The organism is Bacillus cereus group sp. BfR-BA-01309 (assembly GCF_022664315.1).
In the GTDB taxonomy this organism is placed as follows: Bacteria; Bacillota; Bacilli; order Bacillales; family Bacillaceae_G; genus Bacillus_A; species Bacillus_A mobilis.
Genome location: NZ_JAKUHE010000004.1, coordinates 126,829 through 152,569, shown reverse-complemented (window position 1 = coordinate 152,569; position 25,741 = coordinate 126,829). Strand labels below are relative to the sequence as shown.

Sequence of the window (25,741 nt, the reverse complement as noted above, 5' to 3'; positions counted from 1 at the left end):
AAATGATTGTATAATAGGAGAAAGTATGAAAAAGATAAAGGAAGTGATGAAATGCAAGTTCTTTTATATGTAAGTGCGGCTATTATCGCGGTTGCTTTCGCTGTATTAGTAGTGTATGTATGCAGAACGTTGTTATCGGTTCAAAAGACGTTAGAAAACGTTGCGAGCACGTTAGAAGGTTTAGAAAAGCAAATGCAAGGGATTAGCGTAGAGACGGAGCAATTATTACATAAAACAAATGCGTTAGCTGATGACATTCAACAGAAGTCACAATCATTAAACAAAGTAGTATCGGGTGTAGATGGAATTGGAACGACAATCCATTCTTTAAATACGAAACTTCGTAATGTATCAGAATCTGTTACAGACGAAATTGAAAACAATGCAGATAAAGTAGCGCAAGTTGTACAGTGGAGCAGCGCAGCAATTGAAGTATACAATCATTATCGTGCGACAAGACAAGAAAAAAAGGTTGAAAAAGAAGAGCGTAAATTAGAAAGACTTGAGAAAAAGGCTGAAAAGAAAGAGAAGCGCTCTAGACTTCGTATGAGAGGTGAATCGTGATGAATATGACAAAAGTTGAAACAATTGAAGAGCTTGAAGTATTAGTAGAAAAAAATGAGCCTTATGTTCTTTTTAAACATAGTACGACATGCCCAATTAGTCACGGTGCATATACAGAATTTCAAGCGTACTGTAATGAAGAAAGAGCAGTACCAGCGTATTACTTATACGTACAAGATGCGAGAGATGTTTCGAATCGTGTTGCAGAACAGTACAGCATTAAACATGAATCTCCGCAAGTGTTATACATAAAAGATGGGATGGTAGTATGGAATACGTCTCATTGGAACATTAAAAAAGACGCTTTAGAAGAGAATATTAAGTAAAAAGAAGCAAGCTAAAGGTGCTTGCTTCTTTTTTTTGTTTTTGTTGAAATATATTTAATGGTACACTGTTAATAGTTCAAATTAAATAACTAGATTGTTGAAAGTAGGTTTTAAGTAATGAAGAAAATGGCATTATCCTTCGCAGTCGTAAGTTTATTACTAGGAGCTTGTAGTAATGATACGATTAGTAAGAAGGATGAAGTTATACAGAAAGATACGAAAGAAAAAAGCATGATTCCGAGAACTGCTGTTTCTAAAGATTATTATAGAACTGTAATTCCTTTAAAAGAACAAAAGGTTATAAATACAGCTAATATAAAAACAAATTCTAAATTAGATTTAGCAGAGTATGAAAATGGTTTAATGAATATTGCAAAAGAGCAATTTGATACAGAAAATCATGTACTACAATTAAATCAGTATATCCCTGAGAAATTAGTTGATGAACTAGTCGCGAAAGTAGAAGCGCCAGTTTTGACAAATATTATAGAACAAGACTATTTCGGGAAGCAGAATTCAAATGAATTAAGTTTATCTGGCGTTGTGATTGGGCTAGCGATGTCTTCAAGTGTATCGAATGAAGAAGCAATGGCTAAGGGCGCTGAAGTTGCCAAGCAACTTACTGAAGCTATTAATAAAAATGACAAGTATAATAAATCTCCAATTACGTTTGCTATCTTTAAGCAAGAAAGTACAAGTTCTTTAAAAAATGGTACGTATATTGCTAGTGCTACTGTTCAAAAGAATGATACGAACCTTGGAAATTGGGGCATGATCGATGAACAAGTGTTTTCATATCCTTCTGATGAATTTAAACAAGCACATGGAGAAGATAATACAAAAATAAATGAGTTTGCTAAGGCAATGAAAGATTTTTCTCCGGCAGATTTTATCCCAGTCAATGCTAAAGTTTCTTATAAGAAAAATCAAATGGATACATTGAATATGAATATTGTTATTAAATATAATGGTAAAACAGAATTAATGGCCCTTACCCAAATGGCTGCTCAAAGTATGTTAGAAAAATTACCTAAAGATGCGAAAGTACAATTACAGATCAAGTCTGAGAGCAAAATCGAGGCAATTATTATAAAAGAGAAAAACAGCGATAAACCGTTTGTTTCCTTCTTGTAAAAAAAGACAGTGTTTACACTGTCTTTTTTACTTGTAAGTGAAAATGTACGATGGGAAAGAGCGCGTCCTATTTCCGCTGTGCCAATTGTAAAGGAAGAAATATAGTTACCCTTGTTGTTCTTGATATAACGCATTCTACAGGGCGCCGCGCACCTCCAAATCCGGCGCATCAAATGACTATCATTGTCGGTTTCTGTCGGTAAGTCGATATATTAAAAAAATCGCTGATATATTTCGAGTTGCGGTCGATATATTCGAAAAATCGCCGATATAAATTTCATTTACTATCGTACTGCTTAAAATAAGGTTCCTCCGTATGAAATATCTATATTTTTACAAAAAATGCCCTTTTTTTCATAAAAAATACGAAAATACGAGAAAAGAAGCGAATTTTTTCGAAACTTTTGCGGGAAAATATTGTATGAGCCTGCGTTTTTATCGTATCATTAGTAAAAGGAAGAACTCGGGACGATTGGTGGCATCTGCAAATAGAGTTGATGTCTTTTTTTCATTCAAGTAACCGATACATAAAAATAGATAACAAAAATAGAAGGAGTGTGCGAAGAGATGAACGTAACAATCTATGATGTAGCGCGCGAAGCGAACGTTTCAATGGCTACCGTATCACGCGTTGTGAATGGTAACCCAAATGTAAAGCCTACAACAAGAAAGAAAGTATTAGAAGCAATTGATCGTTTAGGATACCGCCCAAATGCGGTAGCACGTGGACTAGCAAGTAAGAAGACAACTACAGTAGGTGTTATTATTCCTGATATCTCAAATACGTTTTATGCAGAACTTGCTCGTGGAATTGAAGATATCGCAACAATGTACAAATATAACATCATTTTAAGTAACTCTGACCAAAACAAAGAGAAAGAGTTCCATTTATTAAATACGATGCTTGGAAAACAAGTGGACGGAATTGTTTTCATGGGTGAAGATATTACAGACATTCATATTGAAGAATTCAAAAAGTCTCCAGTACCGATCGTATTAGCAGCGTCATTTGATGAGCAAAATGAAACGCCATCAGTAAATATTGATTATACACAAGCAGCTTACGACGCAATGAAGCACTTTATTGAGCAAGGACATAAGCGTATCGGTTTCGTCTCTGGTCCTTTCATTGATAAAGCGGGAAGCGCGAAGAAGTTACAAGGTTATAAAAAAGCTTTAGAAGAAGCAGGTATTTCATATGATGAAAATCTTATAATCGATGGAGATTACACATATGATTCAGGTATCGAAGCATTCGAAAAGCTTTGGAGCAGCGATGAAAAGCCAACAGCAATCTTCGTATCTTCTGACGAAATGGCACTAGGTGTAATCCATGCAGCACAAGACGCTGGGTTAAACGTACCAACTGATGTAGAAGTACTTGGTTTCGATAATACACGCCTTGCATTAATGGTTCGTCCACAACTTTCAACAGTTGTACAACCAATGTATGATATCGGTGCAGTAGCAATGCGTCTATTAACAAAGTATATGAACAAAGAAAAAGTGGAAGATCACACTGTTATCTTACCTCACCGTATCCAATTTAGAGATTCAACGAAGTAAGTATAAAAAAAGCTCACAGCATTCGCTGTGAGCTTTTATTCTTATTCGGGATAGTATTTTTGTACGACTGTATCTACCGTTTCATTTTTCTTAACGTGTAAAAATCTTGCGTATAATTCTTTTCCAGTTTCAAATGGTGTATCGTCTAATTCAAACACATGCAGCACTTTTCGAAATGTCCATTTCACTTGCTCATCATACATGTTATCGTACGTATCCTCAGATTGCATCGCGATTTTTTCACCTAGTTTGTATGCTTCTTCTAAACTGTTTGCTTTAACAAGAATAATACTTTCTTCAAAAAGTGTATCGTGATGTTCTTCATAATGCTCATCCATTTTCGTAGGATTAGGCTCACCAGAATGAACAGATTCAAATAACAATTTTACAGCATACATATTATGCTGCATGTTTCACTCTATAAATAATACTTGCGACAAGCGAAGCAGGTATTGTAAATACGTTACTTTGATAATGATAGTGTATTTGGGATTCTTCATAAGACATGTTGTCATATAGTTCGTTTTGTGACATGTTCATTTTTTTCTGTTGTGTCTTGAGCATCTTAATATAGTTATACTGTATTGGGACGAGGATGATGAAATAGGCTAATACGATTAGTGAAATCCAAATCATTATGAACACTCCCTTGTAAAGAATATTTGTATATGGTAATTATATCAAATTATATGAATTATACCCATTTTTTTCTAGCGATCAATTTCCTTTCCAAAATGCAAAAAGTTCTTCAGGACTTCGTAAATTATGTTCAAGGCATGTTTGTGCAGTGTGTTTAAAACTTTGTATTAGTTGTTCTAACCTAGAAGGATCGTATTGTTTCACATTGCCAGCAATAATGGTTTCATCTTTATATAAGTTAAGTGATATTTTTAACAAAGTTATATTTGTTTCTAATTGCACAACTTCAATATAAAAAAACTTTTTGTCTAAGTCGATTGTAATATAATCGAATCTCTCTATTTGTTTAAAATATCCTACAATATCATCTTCCAATTGAAATCCTCCCGAGTATATAGCTTATTTGGAAGACTTCTCTATAGATTGTATGATTCCTTGTTATATGTCACATAAGTGCAAATTTAACTATTATAGGGCAATGTCATGTATAATAGAAAGAAAAGGCTTGTGAGGGGGGAAAAGAGATGATCGTTCTTTGGATAATTACGCTTTGTATGACTGCTATTTTTGCATATATGACGTTAAAACAAAATGGCTTAAAGCGATTTGTTCCAGGAAGTATTCTTGCAGGAATTGCCCTTATCACGTATGTAATTTCTATTTTTATTGAAAGTGTATCAGTGGACATGAGCACAAGTTTAATGTTCATGGGTATTACACTATTTGCAGGTAGTGTCATGGTACTTATGGTTGCTGGTATTATTTTATTTATTCATATGAATTCGGAAACGTTATAGCATATAGAAAAGGCATGTCCCGAGGGGACATGCCTTTTTATCCGTTCAATTATGCTCTATCTTTAGAAGAATTTTGTTGTTTTAATAAGTCGCGAATTTCGCCAAGAAGTTCTTCTTCTTTTGTTGGTTCTGGAAGTTCTTCTTCTTTTTCTTCTTCTTCTCTTTTAGATGTTAGTTTGTTGAATACTTTAATGAACATAAAGATAGCCGCTGCAATAATTAAGAAATCAAAAATAGTTTGGATGAAGTTACCATACATAATAGATGATTTGCCGAATGTAATTTTTAAATCTGTAAAGTCAACGCCACCTAATACCATACCAAGTAATGGTGTGATGATATCTTTTACTAAAGAACTAACGATTTTACCGAATGCAGCACCGATTACAACCCCGACAGCTAAATCGATTACATTCCCTTTGAATGCGAATTTTTTAAACTCGTTCCACATGTGTTAATCCCATCCCTTCCACGATTCATTATGAAATTTATAATTCCTATCAACATATTCTATAGAAATTTGCGACAGAAATAAAGAGGAAATGGGAATGAAAGTAAATTCTGAAAAATGTATCCGTTTTAATTTTTATTGATATCATTTAGTAGAGATTGCAGCAGTTGCTGCGTTTTTAACGCTTCTAATCCATCTACAACAGGCTTTGTATCACCGTGTACACATTCAATAAAATGATGAACAGCATCTTCAAAGCCACGTTGCTTTAACGTCGTATCCCATGATGGTGAACCGCTTTGAGAAACTGTATTATCCTGCTCAACTTCAAATGTATTCATATTTTTTACGCGAATGATTTTCCCTGTCGTTACAAGTTCAATTTGTTCTAAATTTGTACCAGCATGGCGATGCATTGCGGTAGAAAGTAACAGTCCACTTGGCGTTGTATATGTGTGGTGCCCGTAAAGAAGTTCATTCTTTTCATTGGTTTGCACCATATTATAAACGACGTTAAGATCATCATTAGCTAACCAGCGAGCAGTATCTACAATATGTAAGTAATCATCTAACATAGTAAAGTCGTACGTATATGGTCCTACTTTATTTGTACGATGCTTTTCAATTCGAATCCATGAAATATCATGGGCTTGCTCTTTTGCAGCAACATACATAGGAACGAATCGGCGATTAAATCCGACCATTAACTTTCGGTTATACTTTTCGCTCAACTCGACTAGTTGTTCAGCTTGTTCCACTGTAGCTGCTAGCGGCTTATCAACATAAACGTCGATTCCTTTTTTCAGAAGTTCAGAAACGATTTCATAATGTGTAGCAGTTGAACTATGAACGAAGATTGCATCGCATTCCGACGCTAACGTTTCAATAGAATGAAAGTCTTGCATGCGGTATTGCTGGCAAACTTGTTTTCTTTTCACTGCGTTAGGTGTAAACGCCCCTACAAAATTCCAATCTGTTTCTTTTGTAAGTGTTGGAAGATAGGCTTTTTGCGCAATACTTCCAAGTCCAATCATCCCGATTTTAGGTTTGTTCATGTTTATTCCCACCCTATTAATATTGATGTAACGGGTTAAATGTAGCATAGGGCGAGGGAGGAAGGCAAAAATTAGCTTTTTACTTACGTCCTTCTAACAAAATCTTCTCTATCTCTTCAAAGTTATGAGCGCGCGCATGCTCTAGCGGGGTAACACCATCGTTGTCTGGAATATTTACATCAGCACCGTGCTCAATAAGAAGGCGAATGACTTGTTGTTGTGTTTCGTTTCCGTTACTTAGTACGATGGCTTCCATTAAAGCAGTCCATCCGAGATTATTTACATGGTTAACATCAATAGTTGTTTGCATAAGGAGTTCCTTAATAACATCGATATAGCCATGTTCTGAGGCAGGGATAAGAGCTGTTCCGCCGTAACGATTCGTAAGTGATGGATCTGCGCCAGCATCAATCGTTAGTTTTAAAATATCCAAGTAACCTTCTGCACCGGCGTATAGGAATGGATTGTTTTTCATATCGTCTTGGATGTTTACGTCAGCACCTGCTTCAATAAGCGCTTTTGCGGTTTTTACATCATTTTTGTATGTAGCAATCATAAGAGGGCTACGTCCTTTACTGTCCGTTATATTTATGTCAGCCCCTTTTTTGAGTAACGATATAACAGTATTCGTTTCTTGTTTCTCAGTAGCTGCAAGTAACGCTGTCTCCATGTTTGTCATCTCCTTTTTAACTTCTTGTTCTTGTGAGCAACCTTGCAAAAAAATTACACAACAGATCATACTTACTGTTTTTTTGAACATGGAATTTCAACCCCCTCATTTCAACTGTAAAATAAGAACATTAAATTTTTATAAACTGACGCTAAAATTACTATAAAATCGCTTGAGTATTTGAACATATATTTTTATGCTTATGGGAAAGAAGGTTTCATAAAGTGAGGATGTAAGATATGTCTATTAAAACAAGATTTTTATTCTCTTATATTGCTGTTATTCTCGTTTCCATTACGCTCATATTAGTTGCGGGATTTTTAATTGTTTTTTCCATAACAGGAGACTTGGAATCAGTGAAAAATTTCTATAAAAGTTCCTATATTCAAAAGCCGCTTACGCCAGAAGAAGAAAATACGTATATTGAATTGAAATTGGCGGCAAAGAAAAATCAATCACAACTATTAGATGAATCGTTCGTTTCATCGCTTGAAAAAGAAGGTGTGAAGATAGTTGTAAGAAAGGGAGAAACCATTTCTTATGCTACAAAAATATTTGAAAGTATATCTTTAAAAGAAGCTCTTCCGAAATTTGAATCAGCAAATATTAATAGTCGTGGTACAGCGGAACTAGGCGATACATTTTATCGATATGTAAAATTTGATTTTTATTTTCCCGGAGATGAAGAAGGGAGTATATTTGTACTAAAAAGGCAAAGTTCATTTGTTGATCTTACACAAAAATTATTTCCGATTTTATTCGTAGCGCTTTTACTGCTAGCGATATTACTCATTGGATTAGTAAGTTATTTCGTCTCAAGAAGTGTGATAAAACCAATTTTTGTATTGAAAGATGCGACTGGTAGAATTAAAGAAGGGGATTTAGATTTTCAAATTCCAGTTACATCTCATGATGAAATCGGGCAATTAAATCAAGGGTTTGAGGAAATGAGGAAGAAGTTAAAAGAATCGATTGAAGTACAAACGCAGTATGAAGAAAATCGAAAAGAGCTCATTTCAAACATATCTCATGATTTAAAGACACCGATTACTTCTATTATTGGATATGTAGAAGGCATAAAAGATGGAGTCGCAAATACGCCAGAAAAAATGGATAAGTATTTAACGACCATTCATACGAAGGCAAAACATATGGATACACTCATTGATGAACTCTTTTTATTTTCGAAGCTTGATTTGAATCGAGTTCCCTTTCAGTTTGAAACGATAGAATTAAACATGTTTATGCAGGAATTATTAGAAGAGATGCAGATGGATTTAAGTGAGGAAGGTATAGAAGTTCACTTACAATTACAGCCAGCACCACTATATGTAACGGCCGATTGTGAAAAGATAAATAGAGTGATATCCAATTTAATTCATAATAGTGTGAAATACATGGATAAAGAAGAGAAGAAAATTACTGTAACAGTATTGAGTGATAACAATACTGTCATTGTGAAAGTGATGGACAATGGGTTAGGTATAGAAGCTGATACGCTACCGTATATATTTGAGCGTTTTTATCGTGCCGAGCAATCGCGAAATTCTAGCACAGGTGGAAGTGGACTTGGCTTAGCGATAGCGAAGCAAATTGTTGAAGAACATGGCGGAGAAATTTGGGCGGAAAGTAAGCTTGGAGAAGGTACAAGTATTTTCTTCTCATTGAAAAAAGTACAGGAATGTGGTGAGTAGAATGAAGAGAATTTTACTAGTAGAAGATGAAATAAGTATTGCAGAATTACAGCGAGATTATTTAGAAATTAGTGATTTTCAAGTCGATGTAGAACATTCAGGAGAAATAGGTCTACAAATGGCTCTTCAGGAAGAATACGACTTAATTATTTTGGACATTATGCTTCCGAAAATGAATGGATTTGAAATTTGTAAACAAATACGTGCTATAAAAGACATCCCGATTTTACTTGTTTCAGCAAAGAAGGAAGATATAGATAAAATTCGCGGACTCGGTTTAGGGGCGGATGATTATATAACGAAACCATTTAGTCCAAGTGAATTAGTCGCAAGGGTAAAGGCACATATTTCTCGTTATGAAAGATTATCAGGAAATGTGAGTAAGCAACACGATACGTTATACATTCACGGAATTTCTATTGATCAGCGAGCGAGAAAAGTTTTTATAAATAATGAAGAAATCGCGTTCACAACGAAGGAATTTGATTTATTAACATTCTTTGTAACGCATCCAAACCAAGTATTAAATAAAGAACAGTTATTTGAACGTATTTGGGGACTAGACTCAGCTGGTGATTTAGCCACTGTCGTTGTTCACATTAGAAAGCTACGTGAAAAAATTGAAAGAGATCCCGCTCACCCGCAATATATTGAAACGGTGTGGGGAGCTGGTTATCGCTTTAACGTGTAACGTACCTGCCGAGTAATTGGCAGGTTTTTTATGTTATTCGAACGAAAAGGAAATAATAGGTAATTTATGTTAAGATATATATATAGATAAAACATAGGGGAGTATGAGAGGGCGTGCTACATTTTGGGAGATACATGAAAAGATAATAAGTCAAACAAGGCTTTAAAGATGGGAACTAATATCGTACTTATCTTATTAGTTATTGGTGCAATACAAATGTTTTATGATGAAGATTATACGAATGATCATTTTGGTTGGCTCTTTTTTGCAATCTTTTGGGTAATTAAAAGTATTTCTAGCTCTAAGGCAAGCTTAAAAGATGGAGATAAAAAGTCAGTATTACTTGATGTAGGTTTAGTTGTTATTTCTTGTGTTCTTTTAGTTGTTTTTAGTATGAAATATTTCTTTTGAAAAAAGCTCATAGTCTTATAGAGACTGTGAGCTTTTCTTAATAATAACGGTACTAGTGTAATGATTTATCCCGCTTTAATGGGTAGTAAGACCCCCACCTCAAAATTCAGCGAAAGCAAAGAAGTTAGGTGGGGGATCAACTGCCCATAAAAGTCCGATTGGTGAGGGCTAATAATCAGTGGGGGATGAAGAAAACCCCCCACTGATTAAAGTTTCACTTTATAAAATGTCTGAGTAGTAGAAGTAAACTGAGCAGCTTCTTCTAAAAAGGGATAATGGTTACTCTCCTCAAATGTCACAAAGATAGAATTACGTATACCGTTATGCATCTCAATAGAATACTGAATTGGGCATTGTACATCATGTCTTCCGCATATAATAAGGGTCTTTGTTTGGATGGAGGGTAAATTCTCTCTTAAATCAAATGACGGGTATTCATGAGTGAAAGCGTTCATCCGGCTAGCAGACATTGTTTTTTTGATTGGTTTACAAAAATAAGAGTTGTAGTTTTCTGGATTGTGCAATGATAATTTTGTTCTCTCAGTAGATAGTTCTTTCTGTTCTTCACTTGTAAGGTGAGGGCTTTTTAAGTTTTCGATGAGCTGTTGCATATAATGAAACTGTGGATGTGCTGGGTGATAAATGCAAAATGGTGTTTCGGTATAATTACTTGCTGCGGCTCCGGCCACGACTAATGATTGTAAGGAATTTGGATATGTAATTGCATATAAAAGTCCAAGCATACCACCTGTTGAATGACCGGCGAAATGCCATATTGGAAGGTGTAAAGCTTCCCGTATTGCTTCTAAGTCGTGAACCGTTTCAATCATACGTAATTCTTTTTCTGAATTGGCTTTTGCTGAGTTACCAGCGTCTCGTAAATTAATGAGGAATACACGATGCGTAGCAGTGAAAACATCCGCAAAGTAATCACCAGTTTCATTAAATTGTGAATAGTGATGTGTAATACAAAGTGGTTCGCCATTTCCTTTTGTAAAGAGTTCAAATGTGCCACGTTTTGTAGGAACCATTTGTTGCTGCCACATAATAACACGACCTTTTCTTATAAAAGTTGGACCGGCCAATTCTTAAATAAAATACATCGACTTATCAACAAAAAACGACAATACAAGCTATAAATAAAAGGAGGCTATTCAAAAACGAGCCTCCTTTTCGTTTAGTATAAAGATTTTGTCATATTATTCCGAATTATTTCAAGAGATTTCGCTACAGTTAATGCATTCTTTTCTTCAATTTCTGGTTTACGGGGGATAGGTTTATACATGTTGTCTGGATCTTCCCATGTGAGGGGAAGTTCTGTTTCGGCATGTCCTTTCCAAGCGTCAATCCATTCTGGAGGAAGATAACCTGAGATGTTTTGGATGTTGTTCATTTCGAGCCAAATGAGTGCCCAAGCTCTTGGGACGACGCGCCAGTGATCATAGCCACCGCCGCCGACAGCGATCCAGCGACCTTCGCAATATTCGTTAGCGATTTCGCGAGCGAGCTTCGGTATTTCACGGTAAATATTCATCGTTGCGCAAAGGTGTGTAAGTGGGTCGTAATAATGTGCGTCAGCGCCATTTTGCGTTAAAACAATATCCGGTTTAAAGTAGGCTGCAACTTCTTTTACGACAGTTCGATATGAATCTAAAAACGATTCATCCTCTGTAAAAGCATCGAGTGGAACGTTAAAAGAATAACTATAGCCATTACCTTGTCCACGTTCATTTACAGCGCCAGTTCCAGGGAATAAATAACGACCAGTTTCATGTAGTGAAATGGTGCATACGTTAGGATCGTCGTAAAAAGACCACTGTACACCATCACCGTGATGAGCATCTGTATCAATATATAAGACGCGTAAACCGTATTTCTTCTGAATATATTTCATTGCGATGGAACTATCGTTATAAATACAAAAGCCAGATGCCTTGCCGCGGAAGCCGTGATGTAAGCCGCCGCCTAAATTAAGCGCGTGTTTTACCTTCCCGGAAAGAACAGCATCGACAGCTGTTAACGTACCACCAACGAGTAATGCGCTTGCTTCGTGCATATTTGGAAACATCGGTGTATCTTCTGTTCCGAGTCCATATGTCATCGCAATTGATTTTTCTAACTTACCTTCTCCAGCACGTTTTACCGCATTTATGTATTCCTCTGTATGAACGTAGGCAATCTCTTCATCTGTAGCCATCCGTGGTGCGATGATTTGGGAAGGAGAGATAAAACCGCCCTTTTGTAATAAATCATACGTGAGTGTGACGCGCAGTTGGTTAAAAGGATGATCAGGGCTAAATGAATAGCCCCGAAAGTCATCCGAATAAATAAATGCGCTACTCATGCTTGCATCCCCAGGATATTCGGCCATAATACGCGGTAGCCTTCTACTTCAAGTGCCTCAATCACTTTTAGCGGATTCATCGTTTGAATGCGGAAAACGAGTACTTTATCATTCTCATCTTTTGCTGGGTAGACGAGAACGCTCACGATATTGATTTGTAACTCACTAAAAATGGCAACGACTTTTCCGAGAATGCCAGGTTCATTTTTTACTTGAATTTCAATTTGTGAACTCGGTTGATGTGCTCCTGTTAATTTCACTAACGTGTGCAGTACAGTAGATTCAGAGATGATTCCTACTAACTTTCCTGCTTTTGTAACAGGAAGACAGCCAATTTTATTTTCAAAAAATAAAGTAGCAATTTCCTCAACGAAATCAAGAGGATGGCAAGTCATAACAGGGTGTTTCATAATCAGTTCAAGTGGTTGCTTCAGCATATCGAGTGAAACTTGTTCATCTAAAATAGACGGACTTGCATCTCTTACATCCCGATCAGAAATAATACCTACCACATGATTATTTTGATCGACAATTGGAATGTGCCGAATGCCTTTCGTGCGTATCGTTCGGATTGCTGTTTCGATTGTATCGTTTGGATGTAGTGTCACTACATCTTGATTCATAATTTCTTCTACAATCATTCCAGTTGCCCCCTTTATTAATACATAAAACGATTGTGAAAACGTAGACGATCAAATGCTTGAATAGAATCCGTATCAACGCGTTTACCGATGCGGACCATTAAACAGTTAGCAGGATGTGAACAAATTTCAGGATCATCTGTAGCCATCCATTGTAAGCCACCAGCATTCATCATTTTTTCCATTACTTTTCGGTACTCCCAAACATTTAAGCCTGTTTGTTTTAAATCCCAGTGCCAATAATATTCAGTCGTCAATATAATGTAATCTTCCATATGGTCGTCCATCATTGAAACTTCTAATAAGTTCTTTCCGACAGCGCAACCGCGGAAGGCAGGGACAACTTCAATCGCCCCGAGTTCAATTAAGTTTTCTATCTTTCCTTCTGACCATCGTTCGAGTGGATCAGGATACAAGTATGTAACATATCCAACAATCGTTTGGTCATGTCTAGCAATAATGAGACGAGCTTCTGGTAATTTAGAAATTTCGACAATTGCTTTATATTGCTGCTCGGCAGGACGAAACGCAATTAAATCTGGATGAAATTCATACATTTCTAAGTTATGTGTAGAGACAGGACCTTCAATAATTAAAGTGCCTTTCGCTGTTTTTAAGTTTCTAGCATTATATATTTTTTTATGAATCAATGTATTGCTCACCACCTTGAGGGTTTGTGAATCTATTCATATCGTACTTTATAATATATGCGATGTGAATCGAAATTTGTCATTAAAAATTTGTCTAAAAATCAACAAATATACTGAAAATTTTAAATAATGTTATTATAATAGATAATAGAATACATAGGAGGGGGATGTAAAGTATGAAAGTAGAAACGCTTCCTGTCATTAAAGGAGAAAATAATTTGCCGAATTATGATGAGGCATACGCGAATTTTAACTGGGAAGAGGTTAATAAAAACTTTACTTGGAATGAGACAGGCCGAGTAAATATGGCGTATGAGGCAATTGATAAGCATGCGAAATCCGATCGTAAAAATAAAGTAGCTCTTTATTATCAAGATGGATCGCGAAAAGAGAAGTATACATTTAAGGAAATGAAGGATTTTTCTAATAAAGCAGGAAACGTCCTGAAAAATTATGGCGATGTAGAAAAAGGCGATCGTGTTTTTATTTTTATGCCGCGTTCTCCAGAATTATATTTCGCACTTCTTGGTGCAGTGAAATTAGGGGCAATCGTTGGTCCACTATTTGAAGCATTTATGGAAGGCGCAGTTCGCGATCGTTTAGAAGATAGCGAAGCAAAGGTGTTAATTACAACGCCTGAATTGTTAGAGCGCGTACCATTAAATGATTTACCTGCTTTAAAAACAGTCTTCCTTGTTGGAGATAATGTAGAAGAAGGCGGTAAAACGGTAGCGTTCAATCCTTTATTTGAACAAGCTTCAAAAGAATTACATATTGAATGGTTAGGCCGTGAAGACGGTTTAATTCTACATTACACATCTGGTTCTACTGGTAAGCCAAAAGGTGTGCTTCATGCGCAAAATGCAATGGTGCAGCACCATCAAACGGCGAAATGGGTATTAGATTTAAAAGAAGACGATGTATATTGGTGTACAGCTGACCCAGGCTGGGTAACTGGAACAGCTTACGGTATTTTCGCACCATGGTTAGTTGGGGCATCAAATGTTGTTTTAGGTGGCCGCTTTAGTCCAGAAGCGTGGTATGAAGCGCTGCAAGATTACGGTGTAACAGTTTGGTACAGTGCACCAACAGCGTTCCGTATGTTAATGGGAGCTGGACAAGACGCAATTAAAAAATATGATTTATCACAAGTGCGCCACGTATTAAGCGTTGGTGAACCGTTAAATCCAGAAGTAATTCGCTGGGGTATGAACGCATTTGGACTGCGTATCCATGATACGTGGTGGATGACAGAAACAGGTGGACAAGTTATTTGTAACTACCCTTGTATGGAAATCCGTCCGGGTTCAATGGGTAAACCGATTCCAGGTGTGAAAGCAGCGATTGTTGATAATGAAGGAAATGAAGTTCCTCCATACACAATGGGTAACTTAGCAATTGGTAAAGGTTGGCCAGCGATGATGCGTGGAATCTGGAATAACCAGCAAAAGTATGAATCTTACTTTATGCCGGGAGATTGGTACGTATCAGGTGACTCAGCATATATGGATGAAGATGGATACTTCTGGTTCCAAGGGCGTATTGATGATGTAATTATGACATCAGGTGAGCGCGTTGGTCCGTTTGAAGTAGAAAGCAAATTAATTGAGCATGCTGCTGTTGCAGAGGCTGGTGTAATTGGTATTCCTGATCCAGTGCGCGGCGAAATTATTAAAGCATTTATCGCGCTTCGAGCAGGATACGAACCATCTGATGAATTAAAAGAAGAGATTCGTCAATTTGTAAAAAAAGGCCTAGCAGCTCATGCAGCGCCACGACAAATTGAATTTAGGGATAAATTACCGAAAACGAGAAGTGGTAAAATTATGCGCCGCGTATTAAAAGCGTGGGAATTAAACTTACCAACAGGTGACTTATCAACGATGGAAGATTAAGAGAGAAAGGTCTGAACAAGTAATATGTTCAGACCTTTCTTTTTTTATGGTATCATAAACTTATACATACGAGTTAAGGGGGATAATAAAATGAAAACAGAAAAAGAAAAGATGATACTAGGGGAAATGTACATACCAGCTGATCCTGTTTTGATTCAAGAGAGGGAGCAAGCTCGTATACTAACGAGAAAATTAAATGAAACACCAGAAGTGCAATTAAAAGAGCGTAGCGAAATCGTAAAAGAATTATTCGGAACGACTGGAGATAACATTCATCTTGAATCTTCTTTTAGATGTGATTATGGCTATAACATTCACGTTGGCGAAAATTTTTACGCGAACTTTGACTGTACAATTTTAGATGTATGCCCGGTGACAATCGGAGTGAACTGTATGTTAGCTCCAGGTGTTCACATTTATACAGCAACACACCCGCTTGACCCAGTAGAGCGCATAAGCGGATCAGAATACGGAAAACCAGTTACAATTGGTGATAACGTATGGATTGGCGGAAGAGCGATTATTAATCCTGGTGTCACAATTGGAGACAACGCGGTGATCGCATCTGGCGCTGTTGTAACGAAAGATGTGCCTGATAATGTAGTAGTTGGCGGAAATCCTGCGAAGATTATTAAAAAAATAAAATAATATTTGAACGAAGTGCCTTCCTCGTCTGTATACATTTATGAAAGAATAGATGAGGGAGGCTTTTATATGTCTAATAAGTTACTTCTTACTTTTGCTTTACTTGGAATTATAGTCGTATTTTCTTGTGGTTTGCTATTACCGATGCCAATCGGATTTAAAGTATCAATGATTACAGCCGGTGTCATGATGATTGTTATGTTTTCAATCATTATTCCGTTTGATAGAAAACATATAGTACGGAAAAAAGGATATAAAATTGATTTTACAAAAACAAAAGTGTATTTTCGCTGGAATGTATTTGATACGATTTCGGCCTGTCTTGCAGTGTATGCATGTATTTGTGTGCAAGCATTAAATATTTTAGTTTCAACCGGACAGACAATTCAAAACCCGTATGTTCAATTTTTTACGAATCAATCACAAGTATGGATTATTGTCGCAAGTTGCTATTTAATTTCCCGCATTTCATTAACGTTAAAAGGAATAAAGGAGATCAAAAATCATGGCGCAGATTGGGATTGAGGAGGAACTCATGCTTGCGTATCAAAAGGGAGATAAACAGGCGGGAGAAAAACTATATGTTTTGATCAAACCAGCGCTATACACATTTTTATATCGATTTAACCGAGATGAACAATTAAGTATCGATCTTGTGCAAGATACGTTTTTGACGCTAGAACGAAAGAAACATATGTATGAACCTGAAAAAGGTAAAATAAAAACGTATTTATTCCAAATTGGTTATCGTCTTATGATTAATAAATTAAATAGAAGAAAAAAGTGGCGTACGCTTTTGCCATTTTTAGTGCCGATTCAGGAAAAAGAATTTTCTCACGAAGATCGGCTCACAGTAAGAGAAGCGATTTTGAAAGTTCCTGAAGAACAGCGAGCTGTCCTTATTCTTTCTTATTATCATGATATGCAGCAAAAAGAAATTGCAGAGATATTAAACATTCCGATTGGAACAGTGAAATCGAGACTCCATAATGGAATAAAGAAATTGAAACAATTGCTGGAGGTGGATGAAATTGAGCGAAAATCCCTTTAAGAGTGAATATAAATTAAAACAGCATTTAGATAGTGACCATGTAGAAATACCGGATTTTCCAAAAACGGTAAGTTGCTTCGATCGATTAATCGGATTTCTTGGTTCTCCAGCGAAAGATCCTGTGGAGGCGACGATTGGGAATGATTTATCGGTTGTGTTTCATGTATCGTTATTAGTTGGGGTTCCAATTCTTTCTCTTATTACGATACTCTTTGTGACGTTGTAAAGGATTGGCAAGGAGAGAAACCCGACCTCTATTTGACATGCCTATATAAATGATGGTATAAAGAAAAGTATATGAATAATTGAGCGTGGAAAGGGAGAAGTAGTGATCATTTCCCTGTTTTAGAGAGCTGATGGCCGGTGAAAATCAGCACATAGATGATCGCGAATTACGCCCCTAGAGCATCTTTTTTCGATTGAATTGTATTCAAAAGGGAAAAGACGGTGCTAAGCCGTTATGTAAATAAGGTGGTAGGCTTTTTTGGCCTGCAACTAGGGTGGTAACGCGATAATCAAAATCGTCCCTTATTTGAAGGGGCGATTTTTTTATGTTTTCAACCTTCACGCCAGTAATGAACTTAAAGGAGAGTATGTAGGATATGGGTATTTTACAAGATCTTGAATTTCGCGGTCTAATTAATCAGCAAACAGATGCTGAAGGACTTGAGCAATTATTAGAAAAAGAAAGCGTTAAATTATACTGTGGTTTCGACCCGACAGCGGATAGCTTACACATCGGTCATATGTTACCAGTATTAATGTTACGTCGTTTCCAATTAGCTGGTCACCAACCAATCGCACTTGTTGGCGGTGGTACTGGTATGATCGGTGATCCAAGTGGTAAAAAAGCAGAGCGTACATTAAATACGAAAGATACAGTTGCTTACTACACAGAAAGCATTAAAAACCAACTTTCCAACTTCTTAGAGTTCGAAAACGTGGACAACCCAGCAACGATGGCTAATAACTATGATTGGCTTGGTAACTTAGATGTCATTTCATTCTTACGCGATATCGGTAAAAACTTCGGTTTAAACTATATGTTAGCAAAAGATACAGTAGCATCTCGTTTAGATACTGGTATTTCATTCACTGAGTTTAGTTACATGATTTTACAATCATACGACTTCTTAAACTTATACCAAAACCATAATTGCCGCTTGCAAATCGGTGGTAGTGACCAATGGGGTAACATTACAGCTGGTCTGGAATTAATCCGTAAATCAGAAGAAGATGCGAAAGCGTTCGGTTTAACAATTCCACTAGTTACAAAATCTGACGGTACGAAGTTTGGTAAAACAGAAGGCGGCGCAATTTGGTTAGACCCAGAGAAAACAACTCCTTACGAGTTCTACCAATTCTGGATTAACACAGATGACCGCGACGTTGTTAAATACTTAAAATACTTCACATTCTTATCTCATGAAGAAATTCTTGAGCTTGAAAAGCAAGTAGCTGAAGCACCAGAAAAACGTGCAGCACAAAAAGCATTAGGTTCTGAAATGACTAAACTTGTTCACGGCGAAGAAGCATTAGAGCAAGCGATTAAAATTTCAGCTGCATTATTCAGCGGTTCTGTAGCAGAACTGACTGCAAGCGAAATCGAACAAGGATTCAAAGACGTACCATCTGTAGAACGTACTGCAGAAGATACAGTATTAATCGACTTACTTGTAGAAAGCAAAATCTCTCCATCAAAACGTCAAGCACGTGAAGATGTAACGAACGGCGCAATCTACGTAAACGGTGAGCGTACACAAGCATTAGACTACGTTGTAACAGAAAACGACCGCATCGAAGGTAAATTCACAATCATTCGCCGCGGTAAAAAGAAATATTTCTTAATTCGTTACTAATCAGAAACGAATATAAAACAAATAGTACCCCGGATTGTAGGCTGAAAAGTCTATGATTCGGGGTTTTTATGTATAAATTTAGATTGCCTCACGAGTTCTTGTAAATAGAATATGAAGAATTAATACGAGCATATAAAGTAAGCTAATAAGCATAACAACAAATGCTGTTGGATAAAATTTTGCCGCATATATAAAGAAATCGATTTGATAAATATCTTGGTAATTTGAAACGGTACCTTTAAAGTAATTTGTAAACTTAGCGCTATATTTCCATTCATTAGGATCATCTATTAAATTACTCCCCTGATACCAATTAATAAGCGCGGAAGTAGTAAAGAACATACATGCACTACCTAACTGAACCATTTGGTTTATTGTCAAAATGAATCGACCTCCTATTTAATGGTTATTATAGCGTGCATTCATATTCCTGTAACCTTTTTGTTGTAATCTCCTTTTCGAGTTCATACGGAAATCACATGTAAGCGGTATGATAAACGTATAACAACTAGAAAGGAGTGGTAAAACAAAATGTCACTAGAAGCGCTCATTATTTTTTCTTTGCTAAACGCGGGTCAGCTTGCAGAGAATTCGAAGGTAGATATACATAAAGAGCAGAAAGATGCTTATGTATATGTTCAAAAAGAGGAAAATAAATAACTTTAATATATATAAATAAAAGCTACTCGAAGTAACTGTTTTGGTGTCTTCGGTAGCTTCTTACATTATGAATAAATAGGAATTAATTCTCGCTTGAAATCTTCGTACATTTCAAAGGCAATTTTCATGATTTCTTTGAGTTCATCGTAACTGTGGAAGCATACTGCCGGTAATCTGTCAGAACCATTGGATAATACTTTTACAAATATATCCCATGAATTCCCAACTCTAACTTCACCATTATACCTTGCAGACCAAATGAACTCAACAAGCCCATATTTTAAGCTGATATTGAATCTGAAAGTATAGAAATCCTTGTTCTTTACTTCACCAACAATAAAAAAATTTTCTTTTTTCATAAAACGAGCTTTATAGCCAAGAGACTCAAATACTACAATTACTTTTTCGTTTTCATAGTTTTCAAATGTATTTGTTCTATCGGGAAATTTTTCTGATAAGGATTTATATCTTTCTACAAAATCAATTTTCTCAAGTACCTCTTTTATTTCAAGTTCTAAATCATATGCCATCAATTATTCCTCCCTAAACCTAATCTCAATAGCATATTTACCTTTCATTTCTTTCAAATACGTCTCAAAATTTTTCCTGAATTTGTTTCTTTTTTCGTACGTGAAATTGAAGTCTTTGCAAATGTATAATTCGCTTGATGCAGTTCATTTCGAAGTATCTTAGTTATAATATTTTCACCAGTAAAATCAAATATGCCTTTTCCATGATATTTGATTTGAAACAAACGAAAAGCTAACGTAAACATTAGTTTAAATATCAATCAGGTGTTACATCGAGTACATCCCTAAATAGAATGTCATCAACAGTTACATCGGGACCAAATAGTGCGACATCGTCTGCAAATTTTATTCCTTCTATTTTTCGGCTACTCTCTGTGTAACCAATTCTTTCATATCGGCTTGCTTTTAGAGTTGTTTCAACAACTGATATTAATTGAGATTGCAATCTAGTATATGCTTGCTCTATATTGAATTGTGCCGATAACTCATTATTCAAAATGAAAAAGAAGAACGTTAATCCTTATGATAAGGCGTTCTTCTTTGTGTGATTTTTATCTCCATCGCCATGCAATCGTGGTATCTTCAATGTGGATTGCTGGAATGTCGATTCCTAAATATTTCCCTTCGTTTTCATCGAAAACGGACCAATTTTCATCGTCTAGAAATTCAGGATCAATACTTTCAAAGTCAAAAGTACTGTCTTCATCTACCATTTCACGAAAATATTCCTGAAATGGTTTACTATTATCATTTAAATGTATTGTTCCATACATCCATGGTGTTTCTACAAAAACGTCTCTGATTTCACCTATTTCAGTATCTTTAAAGTATAATTTCATATTTGCACCTTCTTATTCATGGATTTTGAAATAGTCTTTTGGTATCTCGCCTTTTATCAAATACTCATTATCTCTTTTTGTCCACTTTAGAGCGAGTTTTTTCCAATGAGGCGTTGTTAGTCTATCCTGCTCAATTAAACGTTCGATTTGTTTTGGTTTTAAGATTGCTACATCTTTTACATCTCCATTACGGATTGCTGTTCGTAAACCATTAAAATCGAGTTCGATTGATTTATCTCCATATTTCACGGTAGCACCACTATTAGGGGAGAAGCTTGTATAGGGACTATTGTTTTTTGCACCTTTCCTATATCCTCCTAATATATGTTCAGTAACTGTAACTTGTCTACCTTTGTATATTCCTTCTTTATTAGATGGAACTAGATTGCCTGATTCGTCGATATATGATTTTTTAATTCCCTTTGCATTCTTAGTAGAACGTAAATAATCGTCTGATCGAAGTAAGTTTTTTGTAGCCGTAACAACCTTTTTTCCGCCTTTAAGTAATTTGATCCCTTTTCCAACTGGTGTAAGGCCTGCAAAAACCATGACACCGGCTCCAGTACGTTCCCACCAAGAAAGTTTTTCCCCAGTGTCAGGATCAACACCTTCCATAACTCGCCTCACATCGTATTCACCTGATAATTCACCAGTTAAGTCTCTAGCAGCTTTCTTTAAGTCATTAGTAGTTTCTTTAGAGGTAGAAGGTATATTATTTGTTGTATCACTTTTAACTAGATTCCTGCCTTCAATGGAATTATCAGCCTGACGATTCTTTTCTTCTGCAATCGCTTGAATTGAAGTCGCCCATTCCATATTCAATCCTTGCGTACTAAATGTACCACTTGCAGGACTAAAACCTTTTCCACTTTGAACTTCCGCCAAACCTGTCGCAATGCTAGCGGCTAGCTGGAGTGCAGTATCATAATTATTAATAGAAGTATAATTAAATTCATATAGATGTTCTAATTTTTCTTGCAGTTTTTGCCTCATGACAGTAAAAAGATTTACCATAGCGTCCATACCTGGGATCGACATAGTTTGGTTGAACGCTTCTGTACTTGCTATCATTCGATCGATTTCTCGAATTTGTTCTAATATCTTCTGTTCGATAACATCTGTAGAAGCTACCTGTGATTGAAAGTCTCTTGGAAAGGCATCATTTTGACGAATTAATTCTTCACATAAGTAAATGATTCCTTGTGCTAACGGACGAAAGGTTTGTAAGAAATATGCTTTTGCACTGCTATATGTTTGCCCTTGTAGAACAGTATCCAATGCAAAAGCGTCAATAGAATGAATAATTTGTTCCATACCTTGAATAGTAGCGGTACATAAAGCGTTCATACTTTCTGTTTGAGCTTGTACTTCACCGAGATACATATTTAAAGACATGAACTTTCCCTCCCCTTACAAGAAAATAATACCAATTTAAAGGAGGGGGTGTAAATGGAATATTCTAATGATTAGACAGTTACAGAGATACTTGTTTATTAAGTTTTTTAATCTTATTCAGATGCTCGGGTGATGAAGAGGTTTTTAAGTTGAGTGTAAATAGAAAAAGGGAATGTATAGATTATGTACAAATAAATACGTTGTAAAAATAATGTTAACAAAAGCAGAGTACAACAAAGAAAAATGAGTTATGGGGTAGGTTTTTATTAATGTGGATAGAAAATGGATGAAATTCTAGAGAGAGGGTTAAGTTGTATTAGCTGTATACTTGCAGTTCTTTTTTATTTTGTTAAATTGGTCTGTTTCTATACATATAATCGGCTATATTCAATAAAAAAAGCCCAGGCCCCTTGATAAACAAGGTTCCTAAGGCTTTTAATAATACTCTTTTCAGAGTACCGAGATTAACGAGAGTAGAACTCTACGATTAATGCTTCGTTGATTTCAGCTGCTAACTCAGAACGCTCAGCGTGACGAGTGTAAGTAGCTTCTAATTTATCAGCATCGAAAGTTAAGTATTCTGGTACGAAGTTGTTAACTTCGATCGCTTCTTTAACAACAACAAGGCTGTTAGATTTTTCGCGAACGCTGATTGTTTGACCAGGTTTTACACGGTAAGATGGGATATCTACGCGAGATCCATCAACTGTGATGTGGCCGTGGTTTACTAATTGGCGAGCTGCGCGACGAGTGCGAGCTAAGCCCATACGGTAAACTAAGTTGTCAAGACGAGCTTCAAGAAGGATCATGAAGTTTTCGCCGTGCTTACCAGGCATTTTACCTGCTTGGTCAAATGTGCGACGGAATTGACGCTCAGTCATGCCGTACATGTGACGAAGTTTTTGTTTCTCTTGTAATTGTAAACCGTATTCTGAAAGTTTCTTACGTTGGTTAGGACCGTGAGGACCTGGTGCGTAAGGGCGTTTTTCTAATTCTTTTCCTGTGCCGCTTAGAGAGATTCCAAGACGACGAGACAGTTTCCAAGCTGGACCTGTATAACGAGCCATAGTTGACTCCTCCTTTAAAAATGTTTTTATTTACGTAAAATAAAAACAGACGTAATCGATATTTACGGGCATTTTGTTTTCATGTACCTTCGCTCCAGCAGCAGGGAGTTACGAGATACACCTCCGTAGAGGAACAAAATACAAACGATAAACTCACATTACAAGGCTGCCTTTTTATTTTACACAAACGCTATTATATCTTTTACCCAGAGTTTCGTCAAGCGAGTACGTATTTGTTTTATGCATATAAATTTTGGAAATTAACAAGAAGGAATTTAAAACGATATAAAAGAAGTGATAGAAACACAAATAAAACGCTTACATAAAATGTAGTAAAAAACATTCATCAAATTTTTGTTGGTGAACATGCGGAAATAAAAACATAAAAGGGGATGTTTTTATGAAAAAGAAGCATATGGAGACAGCGTTAATTCATCACGGTTATACATCTGAGGAACATAAAGGAAGTTTGACACCACCGTTATTTCAAACGTCTACATTTACATTTGAGACTGCGCAGCAAGGGGAGGCGAGTTTTGCGGGAGTGGATCCGTCTTATATTTACTCAAGACTTGGAAATCCGACCGTAAAATTATTTGAAGAACGTATGGCGGTGTTAGAAGGAGGAGAAGAAGCTCTTGCCTTTGGATCTGGTATGGCAGCTATTTCCGCAACATTAATTGGTTTTCTAAAAGCTGGAGATCATATTATTTGTTCAAATGGATTATACGGGTGCACGTACGGTTTTTTAGAAGTATTAGAAGAGAAGTTCATGATTACGCATTCGTTTTGTGATATGGAGACAGAGGATGATGTCGAAAATAAAATCCGTCCAAATACAAAAGTTATTTTCGTTGAAACACCGATTAATCCAACGATGAAATTAATCGATTTAAAACAAGTGATTCGGGTTGCGAAGCGAAATGGCTTACTTGTCGTTGTTGATAATACGTTTTGTTCACCTTATTTACAAAGACCGCTTGAGCTTGGTTGTGACGCAGTTGTGCATAGTGCGACAAAATATATTGGCGGTCATGGCGATGTTGTGGCGGGTGTAACGATTTGTAAAACGAAAGCGTTAGCTGAAAAAATTCGCCCGATGCGAAAAGATATTGGCGGTATTATGGCGCCGTTTGATGCATGGTTATTGTTACGCGGATTAAAGACGTTAGCGGTAAGAATGGATCGTCATTGTGATAATGCAGAAAAAATTGTATCGTTCCTGAAAAATCATGATGCGGTAGAAGGTGTTTGGTATCCAGAAGGGGAGTTAGCATCTCGCCAAATGAAACGAGGCGGCGGTGTGATTTCTTTTTCAGTGAAAGGCGGAAAAGAAGAGACGCAAGCGTTTATCAATGACCTTCATTTTATTACAATTGCCGTAAGTTTAGGGGATACAGAAACGTTAATTCAGCATCCGGCAACGATGACGCACGCTGCGATTCCAGCTGAGCTAAGACAAGAAATGGGCATTTACGATAATTTAATACGTTTATCTGTCGGTTTAGAATCATGGGAAGATATCGTGTCTGATCTAGAGCAGGCGTTAAAGAAAATATCTACTGTGAATCAATAAAAAAGAGTGAGCTATCGGTTTCGTACGTGATGTACGCAATCGATAACTCGCTCTTTTCTTTTTAAATATGTTTTAAGAGTGTTTCCACAAACTTTTCTAAATAGCGCTGATCTACTTCATCAAAACGATTTTTTTCAGGGCTATCAATATCAAGTACACCAATGACAGTTTCTTCTTTCACAATCGGTACAACGATTTCTGAATTCGAAGCACTATCGCAAGCGATATGTCCTGGGAATTGGTGAACGTCTGCTACAAGCTGCGTTGTTTTTGTTTCAGCTGCAACACCGCAAACGCCTCGTCCAAATGGAATGCGCACGCAAGCAGGCATCCCTTGGAATGGTCCAAGAACAAGCTGATTTCCTTCTGTTACATAAAAGCCAACCCAATTCACACGATCAAAAAATTGGTTTAATAGTGCGGACGCATTTGATAAGTTTGCGACTACGTTTGATTCGCCAGTTAATAATGCATCCAGTTGTTTAATTACTGTCTCATATTGCTGCACGCGAGATCCTGCATAACTTTCTTTAGTAAACATGGAAACAGCCCCTTTTTTATCGAGATGTGTAAAATATTAGCAAAATACGA

Annotated in this window: 34 protein-coding genes and 1 other annotated feature; of the genes, 17 read left to right on the top strand and 17 right to left on the bottom strand. The window is 36.4% G+C overall.

The features are described from left to right. Nucleotides 1–51 precede the first annotated feature (51 nt). From MR115_RS09875 to ccpA, 5 genes are all read left to right on the top strand, one after another. Nucleotides 52–564 (top strand): DUF948 domain-containing protein, encoded by a 513-nt coding sequence (locus tag MR115_RS09875; protein WP_001197726.1) that lies wholly within the window; start codon nucleotides 52–54, stop codon nucleotides 562–564. After that, a complete protein-coding gene (ytxJ, locus tag MR115_RS09870) occupies nucleotides 564–890 on the top strand; it encodes a bacillithiol system redox-active protein YtxJ (protein ID WP_064056632.1) in 327 nt (108 codons plus the stop codon). The genes MR115_RS09875 and ytxJ overlap by 1 nt, the downstream gene beginning before the upstream one ends. A 117-nt stretch (nucleotides 891–1,007) precedes the next feature. Continuing rightward, entirely contained in the window at nucleotides 1,008–2,024 is a 1,017-nt protein-coding gene (locus tag MR115_RS09865) for a CamS family sex pheromone protein (RefSeq protein WP_242241026.1), read from the top strand. 50 nt (nucleotides 2,025–2,074) lie between these two features. Continuing rightward, nucleotides 2,075–2,227 (top strand): hypothetical protein, encoded by a 153-nt coding sequence (locus MR115_RS09860; protein ID WP_242241025.1) that lies wholly within the window; start codon nucleotides 2,075–2,077, stop codon nucleotides 2,225–2,227. Between the two features lie 364 nt (nucleotides 2,228–2,591). Next, the gene (gene ccpA, locus MR115_RS09855) at nucleotides 2,592–3,590 is read left to right on the top strand and encodes a catabolite control protein A (protein ID WP_001103291.1); all 999 of its coding nucleotides are present in this window, start codon (nucleotides 2,592–2,594) and stop codon (nucleotides 3,588–3,590) included. Between the two features lie 41 nt (nucleotides 3,591–3,631). Here the strand turns inward: ccpA and MR115_RS09850 are convergent, their stop codons facing one another. The 3 genes from MR115_RS09850 to dhp61 form a co-directional block, all read right to left on the bottom strand. After that, nucleotides 3,632–3,988 (bottom strand): DUF4288 domain-containing protein, encoded by a 357-nt coding sequence (locus MR115_RS09850; protein WP_242241221.1) that lies wholly within the window; start codon nucleotides 3,986–3,988, stop codon nucleotides 3,632–3,634. Between the two features lies 1 nt (nucleotide 3,989). After that, nucleotides 3,990–4,226 (bottom strand): DUF3949 domain-containing protein, encoded by a 237-nt coding sequence (locus tag MR115_RS09845; protein ID WP_242241024.1) that lies wholly within the window; start codon nucleotides 4,224–4,226, stop codon nucleotides 3,990–3,992. Nucleotides 4,227–4,307: 81 nt separating this feature from the next. Next, nucleotides 4,308–4,604 carry a protein Dhp61 gene (dhp61, locus tag MR115_RS09840; RefSeq protein WP_242241023.1) on the bottom strand — a complete coding sequence of 99 codons (297 nt, stop codon included), beginning with the start codon at nucleotides 4,602–4,604 and terminating at the stop codon, nucleotides 4,308–4,310. 149 nt (nucleotides 4,605–4,753) lie between these two features. Between dhp61 and MR115_RS09835 the strand changes: the two genes are divergently transcribed. Beyond that, nucleotides 4,754–5,026: a DUF3917 domain-containing protein gene (locus tag MR115_RS09835; protein WP_061680140.1), complete on the top strand. Its 273-nt coding sequence runs from the start codon at nucleotides 4,754–4,756 to the stop codon at nucleotides 5,024–5,026. Between the two features lie 49 nt (nucleotides 5,027–5,075). Here the strand turns inward: MR115_RS09835 and mscL are convergent, their stop codons facing one another. The 3 genes from mscL to MR115_RS09820 all read right to left on the bottom strand — a co-directional run bounded on the left by mscL (nucleotide 5,076) and on the right by MR115_RS09820 (nucleotide 7,292). After that, nucleotides 5,076–5,477 (bottom strand): large-conductance mechanosensitive channel protein MscL, encoded by a 402-nt coding sequence (mscL, locus tag MR115_RS09830; RefSeq protein ID WP_061680139.1) that lies wholly within the window; start codon nucleotides 5,475–5,477, stop codon nucleotides 5,076–5,078. 128 nt (nucleotides 5,478–5,605) lie between these two features. After that, complete coding sequence (locus MR115_RS09825; RefSeq protein ID WP_242241022.1) at nucleotides 5,606–6,532, bottom strand: Gfo/Idh/MocA family protein; 927 nt, start codon at nucleotides 6,530–6,532, stop codon at nucleotides 5,606–5,608. 79 nt (nucleotides 6,533–6,611) lie between these two features. Continuing rightward, entirely contained in the window at nucleotides 6,612–7,292 is a 681-nt protein-coding gene (locus MR115_RS09820) for an ankyrin repeat domain-containing protein (RefSeq protein ID WP_242241021.1), read from the bottom strand. Between the two features lie 149 nt (nucleotides 7,293–7,441). Between MR115_RS09820 and MR115_RS09815 the strand changes: the two genes are divergently transcribed. The 3 genes from MR115_RS09815 (at nucleotide 7,442) to MR115_RS09805 (ending at nucleotide 9,998) form a co-directional block, all read left to right on the top strand. Further along, entirely contained in the window at nucleotides 7,442–8,896 is a 1,455-nt protein-coding gene (locus MR115_RS09815) for a sensor histidine kinase (protein WP_242241020.1), read from the top strand. A 1-nt stretch (nucleotide 8,897) separates the two neighbouring features. Next, nucleotides 8,898–9,587: a response regulator transcription factor gene (locus MR115_RS09810; RefSeq protein WP_242241018.1), complete on the top strand. Its 690-nt coding sequence runs from the start codon at nucleotides 8,898–8,900 to the stop codon at nucleotides 9,585–9,587. Nucleotides 9,588–9,755: 168 nt separating this feature from the next. Continuing rightward, nucleotides 9,756–9,998 carry a hypothetical protein gene (locus MR115_RS09805; RefSeq protein ID WP_242241016.1) on the top strand — a complete coding sequence of 81 codons (243 nt, stop codon included), beginning with the start codon at nucleotides 9,756–9,758 and terminating at the stop codon, nucleotides 9,996–9,998. A 206-nt stretch (nucleotides 9,999–10,204) separates the two neighbouring features. Here the strand turns inward: MR115_RS09805 and MR115_RS09800 are convergent, their stop codons facing one another. The 4 genes from MR115_RS09800 to acuA all read right to left on the bottom strand — a co-directional run bounded on the left by MR115_RS09800 (nucleotide 10,205) and on the right by acuA (nucleotide 13,633). Then, on the bottom strand, nucleotides 10,205–11,065 hold the full coding sequence (locus MR115_RS09800) for an alpha/beta fold hydrolase (RefSeq protein ID WP_242241218.1): 861 nt from the start codon (nucleotides 11,063–11,065) through the stop codon (nucleotides 10,205–10,207). A 110-nt stretch (nucleotides 11,066–11,175) separates the two neighbouring features. After that, nucleotides 11,176–12,342 carry an acetoin utilization protein AcuC gene (acuC, locus tag MR115_RS09795; RefSeq protein ID WP_242241014.1) on the bottom strand — a complete coding sequence of 389 codons (1,167 nt, stop codon included), beginning with the start codon at nucleotides 12,340–12,342 and terminating at the stop codon, nucleotides 11,176–11,178. Next, the gene (locus tag MR115_RS09790; protein WP_242241012.1) at nucleotides 12,339–12,983 is read right to left on the bottom strand and encodes an acetoin utilization AcuB family protein; all 645 of its coding nucleotides are present in this window, start codon (nucleotides 12,981–12,983) and stop codon (nucleotides 12,339–12,341) included. Before MR115_RS09790 ends, acuC begins: the two co-directional genes overlap by 4 nt. A gap of 17 nt (nucleotides 12,984–13,000) precedes the next feature. Beyond that, nucleotides 13,001–13,633, bottom strand: coding sequence for an acetoin utilization protein acetyltransferase AcuA (gene acuA / locus MR115_RS09785; protein WP_061680131.1), 633 nt, complete (start codon nucleotides 13,631–13,633; stop codon nucleotides 13,001–13,003). 176 nt (nucleotides 13,634–13,809) lie between these two features. On the opposite strand from acuA, the gene acsA reads away from it, so the two are divergent. From acsA to tyrS, 6 genes are all read left to right on the top strand, one after another. Next, nucleotides 13,810–15,528, top strand: coding sequence for an acetate--CoA ligase (gene acsA / locus MR115_RS09780; protein WP_016130337.1), 1,719 nt, complete (start codon nucleotides 13,810–13,812; stop codon nucleotides 15,526–15,528). A gap of 90 nt (nucleotides 15,529–15,618) precedes the next feature. Then, the gene (locus MR115_RS09775) at nucleotides 15,619–16,176 is read left to right on the top strand and encodes a maltose acetyltransferase domain-containing protein (protein WP_061674735.1); all 558 of its coding nucleotides are present in this window, start codon (nucleotides 15,619–15,621) and stop codon (nucleotides 16,174–16,176) included. Nucleotides 16,177–16,242: 66 nt separating this feature from the next. Then, nucleotides 16,243–16,698: a hypothetical protein gene (locus MR115_RS09770; protein ID WP_000066455.1), complete on the top strand. Its 456-nt coding sequence runs from the start codon at nucleotides 16,243–16,245 to the stop codon at nucleotides 16,696–16,698. Next, the gene (locus tag MR115_RS09765) at nucleotides 16,679–17,224 is read left to right on the top strand and encodes an RNA polymerase sigma factor (RefSeq protein ID WP_098888776.1); all 546 of its coding nucleotides are present in this window, start codon (nucleotides 16,679–16,681) and stop codon (nucleotides 17,222–17,224) included. The genes MR115_RS09770 and MR115_RS09765 overlap by 20 nt, the downstream gene beginning before the upstream one ends. Continuing rightward, nucleotides 17,205–17,450, top strand: a complete 246-nt coding sequence (locus MR115_RS09760) for a hypothetical protein (RefSeq protein WP_242241010.1) — start codon at nucleotides 17,205–17,207, stop codon at nucleotides 17,448–17,450. Before MR115_RS09765 ends, MR115_RS09760 begins: the two co-directional genes overlap by 20 nt. 77 nt (nucleotides 17,451–17,527) lie before the next feature. Beyond that, nucleotides 17,528–17,756 (top strand) — a binding site (T-box leader). Nucleotides 17,757–17,826: 70 nt separating this feature from the next. Next, nucleotides 17,827–19,083, top strand: a complete 1,257-nt coding sequence (gene tyrS / locus MR115_RS09755) for a tyrosine--tRNA ligase (RefSeq protein WP_000512075.1) — start codon at nucleotides 17,827–17,829, stop codon at nucleotides 19,081–19,083. A gap of 78 nt (nucleotides 19,084–19,161) precedes the next feature. On the opposite strand, the gene MR115_RS09750 is transcribed toward tyrS, so the two are convergent. Beyond that, entirely contained in the window at nucleotides 19,162–19,464 is a 303-nt protein-coding gene (locus MR115_RS09750) for a YjdJ family protein (RefSeq protein ID WP_242241008.1), read from the bottom strand. A gap of 150 nt (nucleotides 19,465–19,614) precedes the next feature. Here MR115_RS09750 and MR115_RS09745 point away from each other — a divergent pair, with 150 nt between their 5' ends. Then, nucleotides 19,615–19,743, top strand: a complete 129-nt coding sequence (locus tag MR115_RS09745) for a hypothetical protein (RefSeq protein WP_000050940.1) — start codon at nucleotides 19,615–19,617, stop codon at nucleotides 19,741–19,743. A gap of 65 nt (nucleotides 19,744–19,808) precedes the next feature. Here the strand turns inward: MR115_RS09745 and MR115_RS09740 are convergent, their stop codons facing one another. From MR115_RS09740 to rpsD, 5 genes are all read right to left on the bottom strand, one after another. After that, nucleotides 19,809–20,273, bottom strand: a complete 465-nt coding sequence (locus MR115_RS09740; RefSeq protein WP_242241006.1) for a hypothetical protein — start codon at nucleotides 20,271–20,273, stop codon at nucleotides 19,809–19,811. Between the two features lie 256 nt (nucleotides 20,274–20,529). Then, nucleotides 20,530–20,718 carry a hypothetical protein gene (locus MR115_RS09735; RefSeq protein ID WP_242241004.1) on the bottom strand — a complete coding sequence of 63 codons (189 nt, stop codon included), beginning with the start codon at nucleotides 20,716–20,718 and terminating at the stop codon, nucleotides 20,530–20,532. 106 nt (nucleotides 20,719–20,824) lie between these two features. Continuing rightward, a complete protein-coding gene (locus MR115_RS09730; RefSeq protein ID WP_098652567.1) occupies nucleotides 20,825–21,112 on the bottom strand; it encodes a hypothetical protein in 288 nt (95 codons plus the stop codon). A 12-nt stretch (nucleotides 21,113–21,124) separates the two neighbouring features. Next, nucleotides 21,125–22,507 (bottom strand): pre-toxin TG domain-containing protein, encoded by a 1,383-nt coding sequence (locus MR115_RS09725; RefSeq protein ID WP_242241001.1) that lies wholly within the window; start codon nucleotides 22,505–22,507, stop codon nucleotides 21,125–21,127. 464 nt (nucleotides 22,508–22,971) lie between these two features. Continuing rightward, complete coding sequence (gene rpsD / locus MR115_RS09720; protein ID WP_000135322.1) at nucleotides 22,972–23,574, bottom strand: 30S ribosomal protein S4; 603 nt, start codon at nucleotides 23,572–23,574, stop codon at nucleotides 22,972–22,974. A 400-nt stretch (nucleotides 23,575–23,974) separates the two neighbouring features. On the opposite strand from rpsD, the gene megL reads away from it, so the two are divergent. Beyond that, nucleotides 23,975–25,150 carry a methionine gamma-lyase gene (gene megL / locus MR115_RS09715; protein WP_071724304.1) on the top strand — a complete coding sequence of 392 codons (1,176 nt, stop codon included), beginning with the start codon at nucleotides 23,975–23,977 and terminating at the stop codon, nucleotides 25,148–25,150. A 61-nt stretch (nucleotides 25,151–25,211) separates the two neighbouring features. Here megL and MR115_RS09710 read toward each other — a convergent pair whose 3' ends face one another. Beyond that, entirely contained in the window at nucleotides 25,212–25,691 is a 480-nt protein-coding gene (locus tag MR115_RS09710) for a GAF domain-containing protein (protein ID WP_071724301.1), read from the bottom strand. Nucleotides 25,692–25,741: the final 50 nt, after the last annotated feature.

Coding starts and splice junctions, on each gene's coding strand:
- mscL (WP_061680139.1), bottom strand. CDS start 5,477: ATGTGGAACGAGTTTAAAAAATTCGCATTCAAAGGGAATGTAATCGAT.
- tyrS (WP_000512075.1), top strand. CDS start 17,827: ATGGGTATTTTACAAGATCTTGAATTTCGCGGTCTAATTAATCAGCAA.
- rpsD (WP_000135322.1), bottom strand. CDS start 23,574: ATGGCTCGTTATACAGGTCCAGCTTGGAAACTGTCTCGTCGTCTTGGA.
- megL (WP_071724304.1), top strand. CDS start 23,975: ATGAAAAAGAAGCATATGGAGACAGCGTTAATTCATCACGGTTATACA.
- MR115_RS09810 (WP_242241018.1), top strand. CDS start 8,898: ATGAAGAGAATTTTACTAGTAGAAGATGAAATAAGTATTGCAGAATTA.
- MR115_RS09710 (WP_071724301.1), bottom strand. CDS start 25,691: ATGTTTACTAAAGAAAGTTATGCAGGATCTCGCGTGCAGCAATATGAG.
- MR115_RS09770 (WP_000066455.1), top strand. CDS start 16,243: ATGTCTAATAAGTTACTTCTTACTTTTGCTTTACTTGGAATTATAGTC.
- MR115_RS09865 (WP_242241026.1), top strand. CDS start 1,008: ATGAAGAAAATGGCATTATCCTTCGCAGTCGTAAGTTTATTACTAGGA.
- MR115_RS09850 (WP_242241221.1), bottom strand. CDS start 3,988: ATGTATGCTGTAAAATTGTTATTTGAATCTGTTCATTCTGGTGAGCCT.
- MR115_RS09725 (WP_242241001.1), bottom strand. CDS start 22,507: ATGTCTTTAAATATGTATCTCGGTGAAGTACAAGCTCAAACAGAAAGT.
- MR115_RS09805 (WP_242241016.1), top strand. CDS start 9,756: ATGGGAACTAATATCGTACTTATCTTATTAGTTATTGGTGCAATACAA.
- MR115_RS09815 (WP_242241020.1), top strand. CDS start 7,442: ATGTCTATTAAAACAAGATTTTTATTCTCTTATATTGCTGTTATTCTC.
- MR115_RS09845 (WP_242241024.1), bottom strand. CDS start 4,226: ATGATTTGGATTTCACTAATCGTATTAGCCTATTTCATCATCCTCGTC.
- MR115_RS09765 (WP_098888776.1), top strand. CDS start 16,679: ATGGCGCAGATTGGGATTGAGGAGGAACTCATGCTTGCGTATCAAAAG.
- MR115_RS09730 (WP_098652567.1), bottom strand. CDS start 21,112: ATGAAATTATACTTTAAAGATACTGAAATAGGTGAAATCAGAGACGTT.
- MR115_RS09820 (WP_242241021.1), bottom strand. CDS start 7,292: ATGTTCAAAAAAACAGTAAGTATGATCTGTTGTGTAATTTTTTTGCAA.
- acuC (WP_242241014.1), bottom strand. CDS start 12,342: ATGAGTAGCGCATTTATTTATTCGGATGACTTTCGGGGCTATTCATTT.
- MR115_RS09825 (WP_242241022.1), bottom strand. CDS start 6,532: ATGAACAAACCTAAAATCGGGATGATTGGACTTGGAAGTATTGCGCAA.
- MR115_RS09790 (WP_242241012.1), bottom strand. CDS start 12,983: ATGATTGTAGAAGAAATTATGAATCAAGATGTAGTGACACTACATCCA.
- MR115_RS09875 (WP_001197726.1), top strand. CDS start 52: ATGCAAGTTCTTTTATATGTAAGTGCGGCTATTATCGCGGTTGCTTTC.
- MR115_RS09745 (WP_000050940.1), top strand. CDS start 19,615: ATGTCACTAGAAGCGCTCATTATTTTTTCTTTGCTAAACGCGGGTCAG.
- MR115_RS09835 (WP_061680140.1), top strand. CDS start 4,754: ATGATCGTTCTTTGGATAATTACGCTTTGTATGACTGCTATTTTTGCA.
- MR115_RS09860 (WP_242241025.1), top strand. CDS start 2,075: ATGGGAAAGAGCGCGTCCTATTTCCGCTGTGCCAATTGTAAAGGAAGA.
- MR115_RS09740 (WP_242241006.1), bottom strand. CDS start 20,273: ATGGCATATGATTTAGAACTTGAAATAAAAGAGGTACTTGAGAAAATT.
- acsA (WP_016130337.1), top strand. CDS start 13,810: ATGAAAGTAGAAACGCTTCCTGTCATTAAAGGAGAAAATAATTTGCCG.
- ytxJ (WP_064056632.1), top strand. CDS start 564: ATGAATATGACAAAAGTTGAAACAATTGAAGAGCTTGAAGTATTAGTA.
- MR115_RS09775 (WP_061674735.1), top strand. CDS start 15,619: ATGAAAACAGAAAAAGAAAAGATGATACTAGGGGAAATGTACATACCA.
- ccpA (WP_001103291.1), top strand. CDS start 2,592: ATGAACGTAACAATCTATGATGTAGCGCGCGAAGCGAACGTTTCAATG.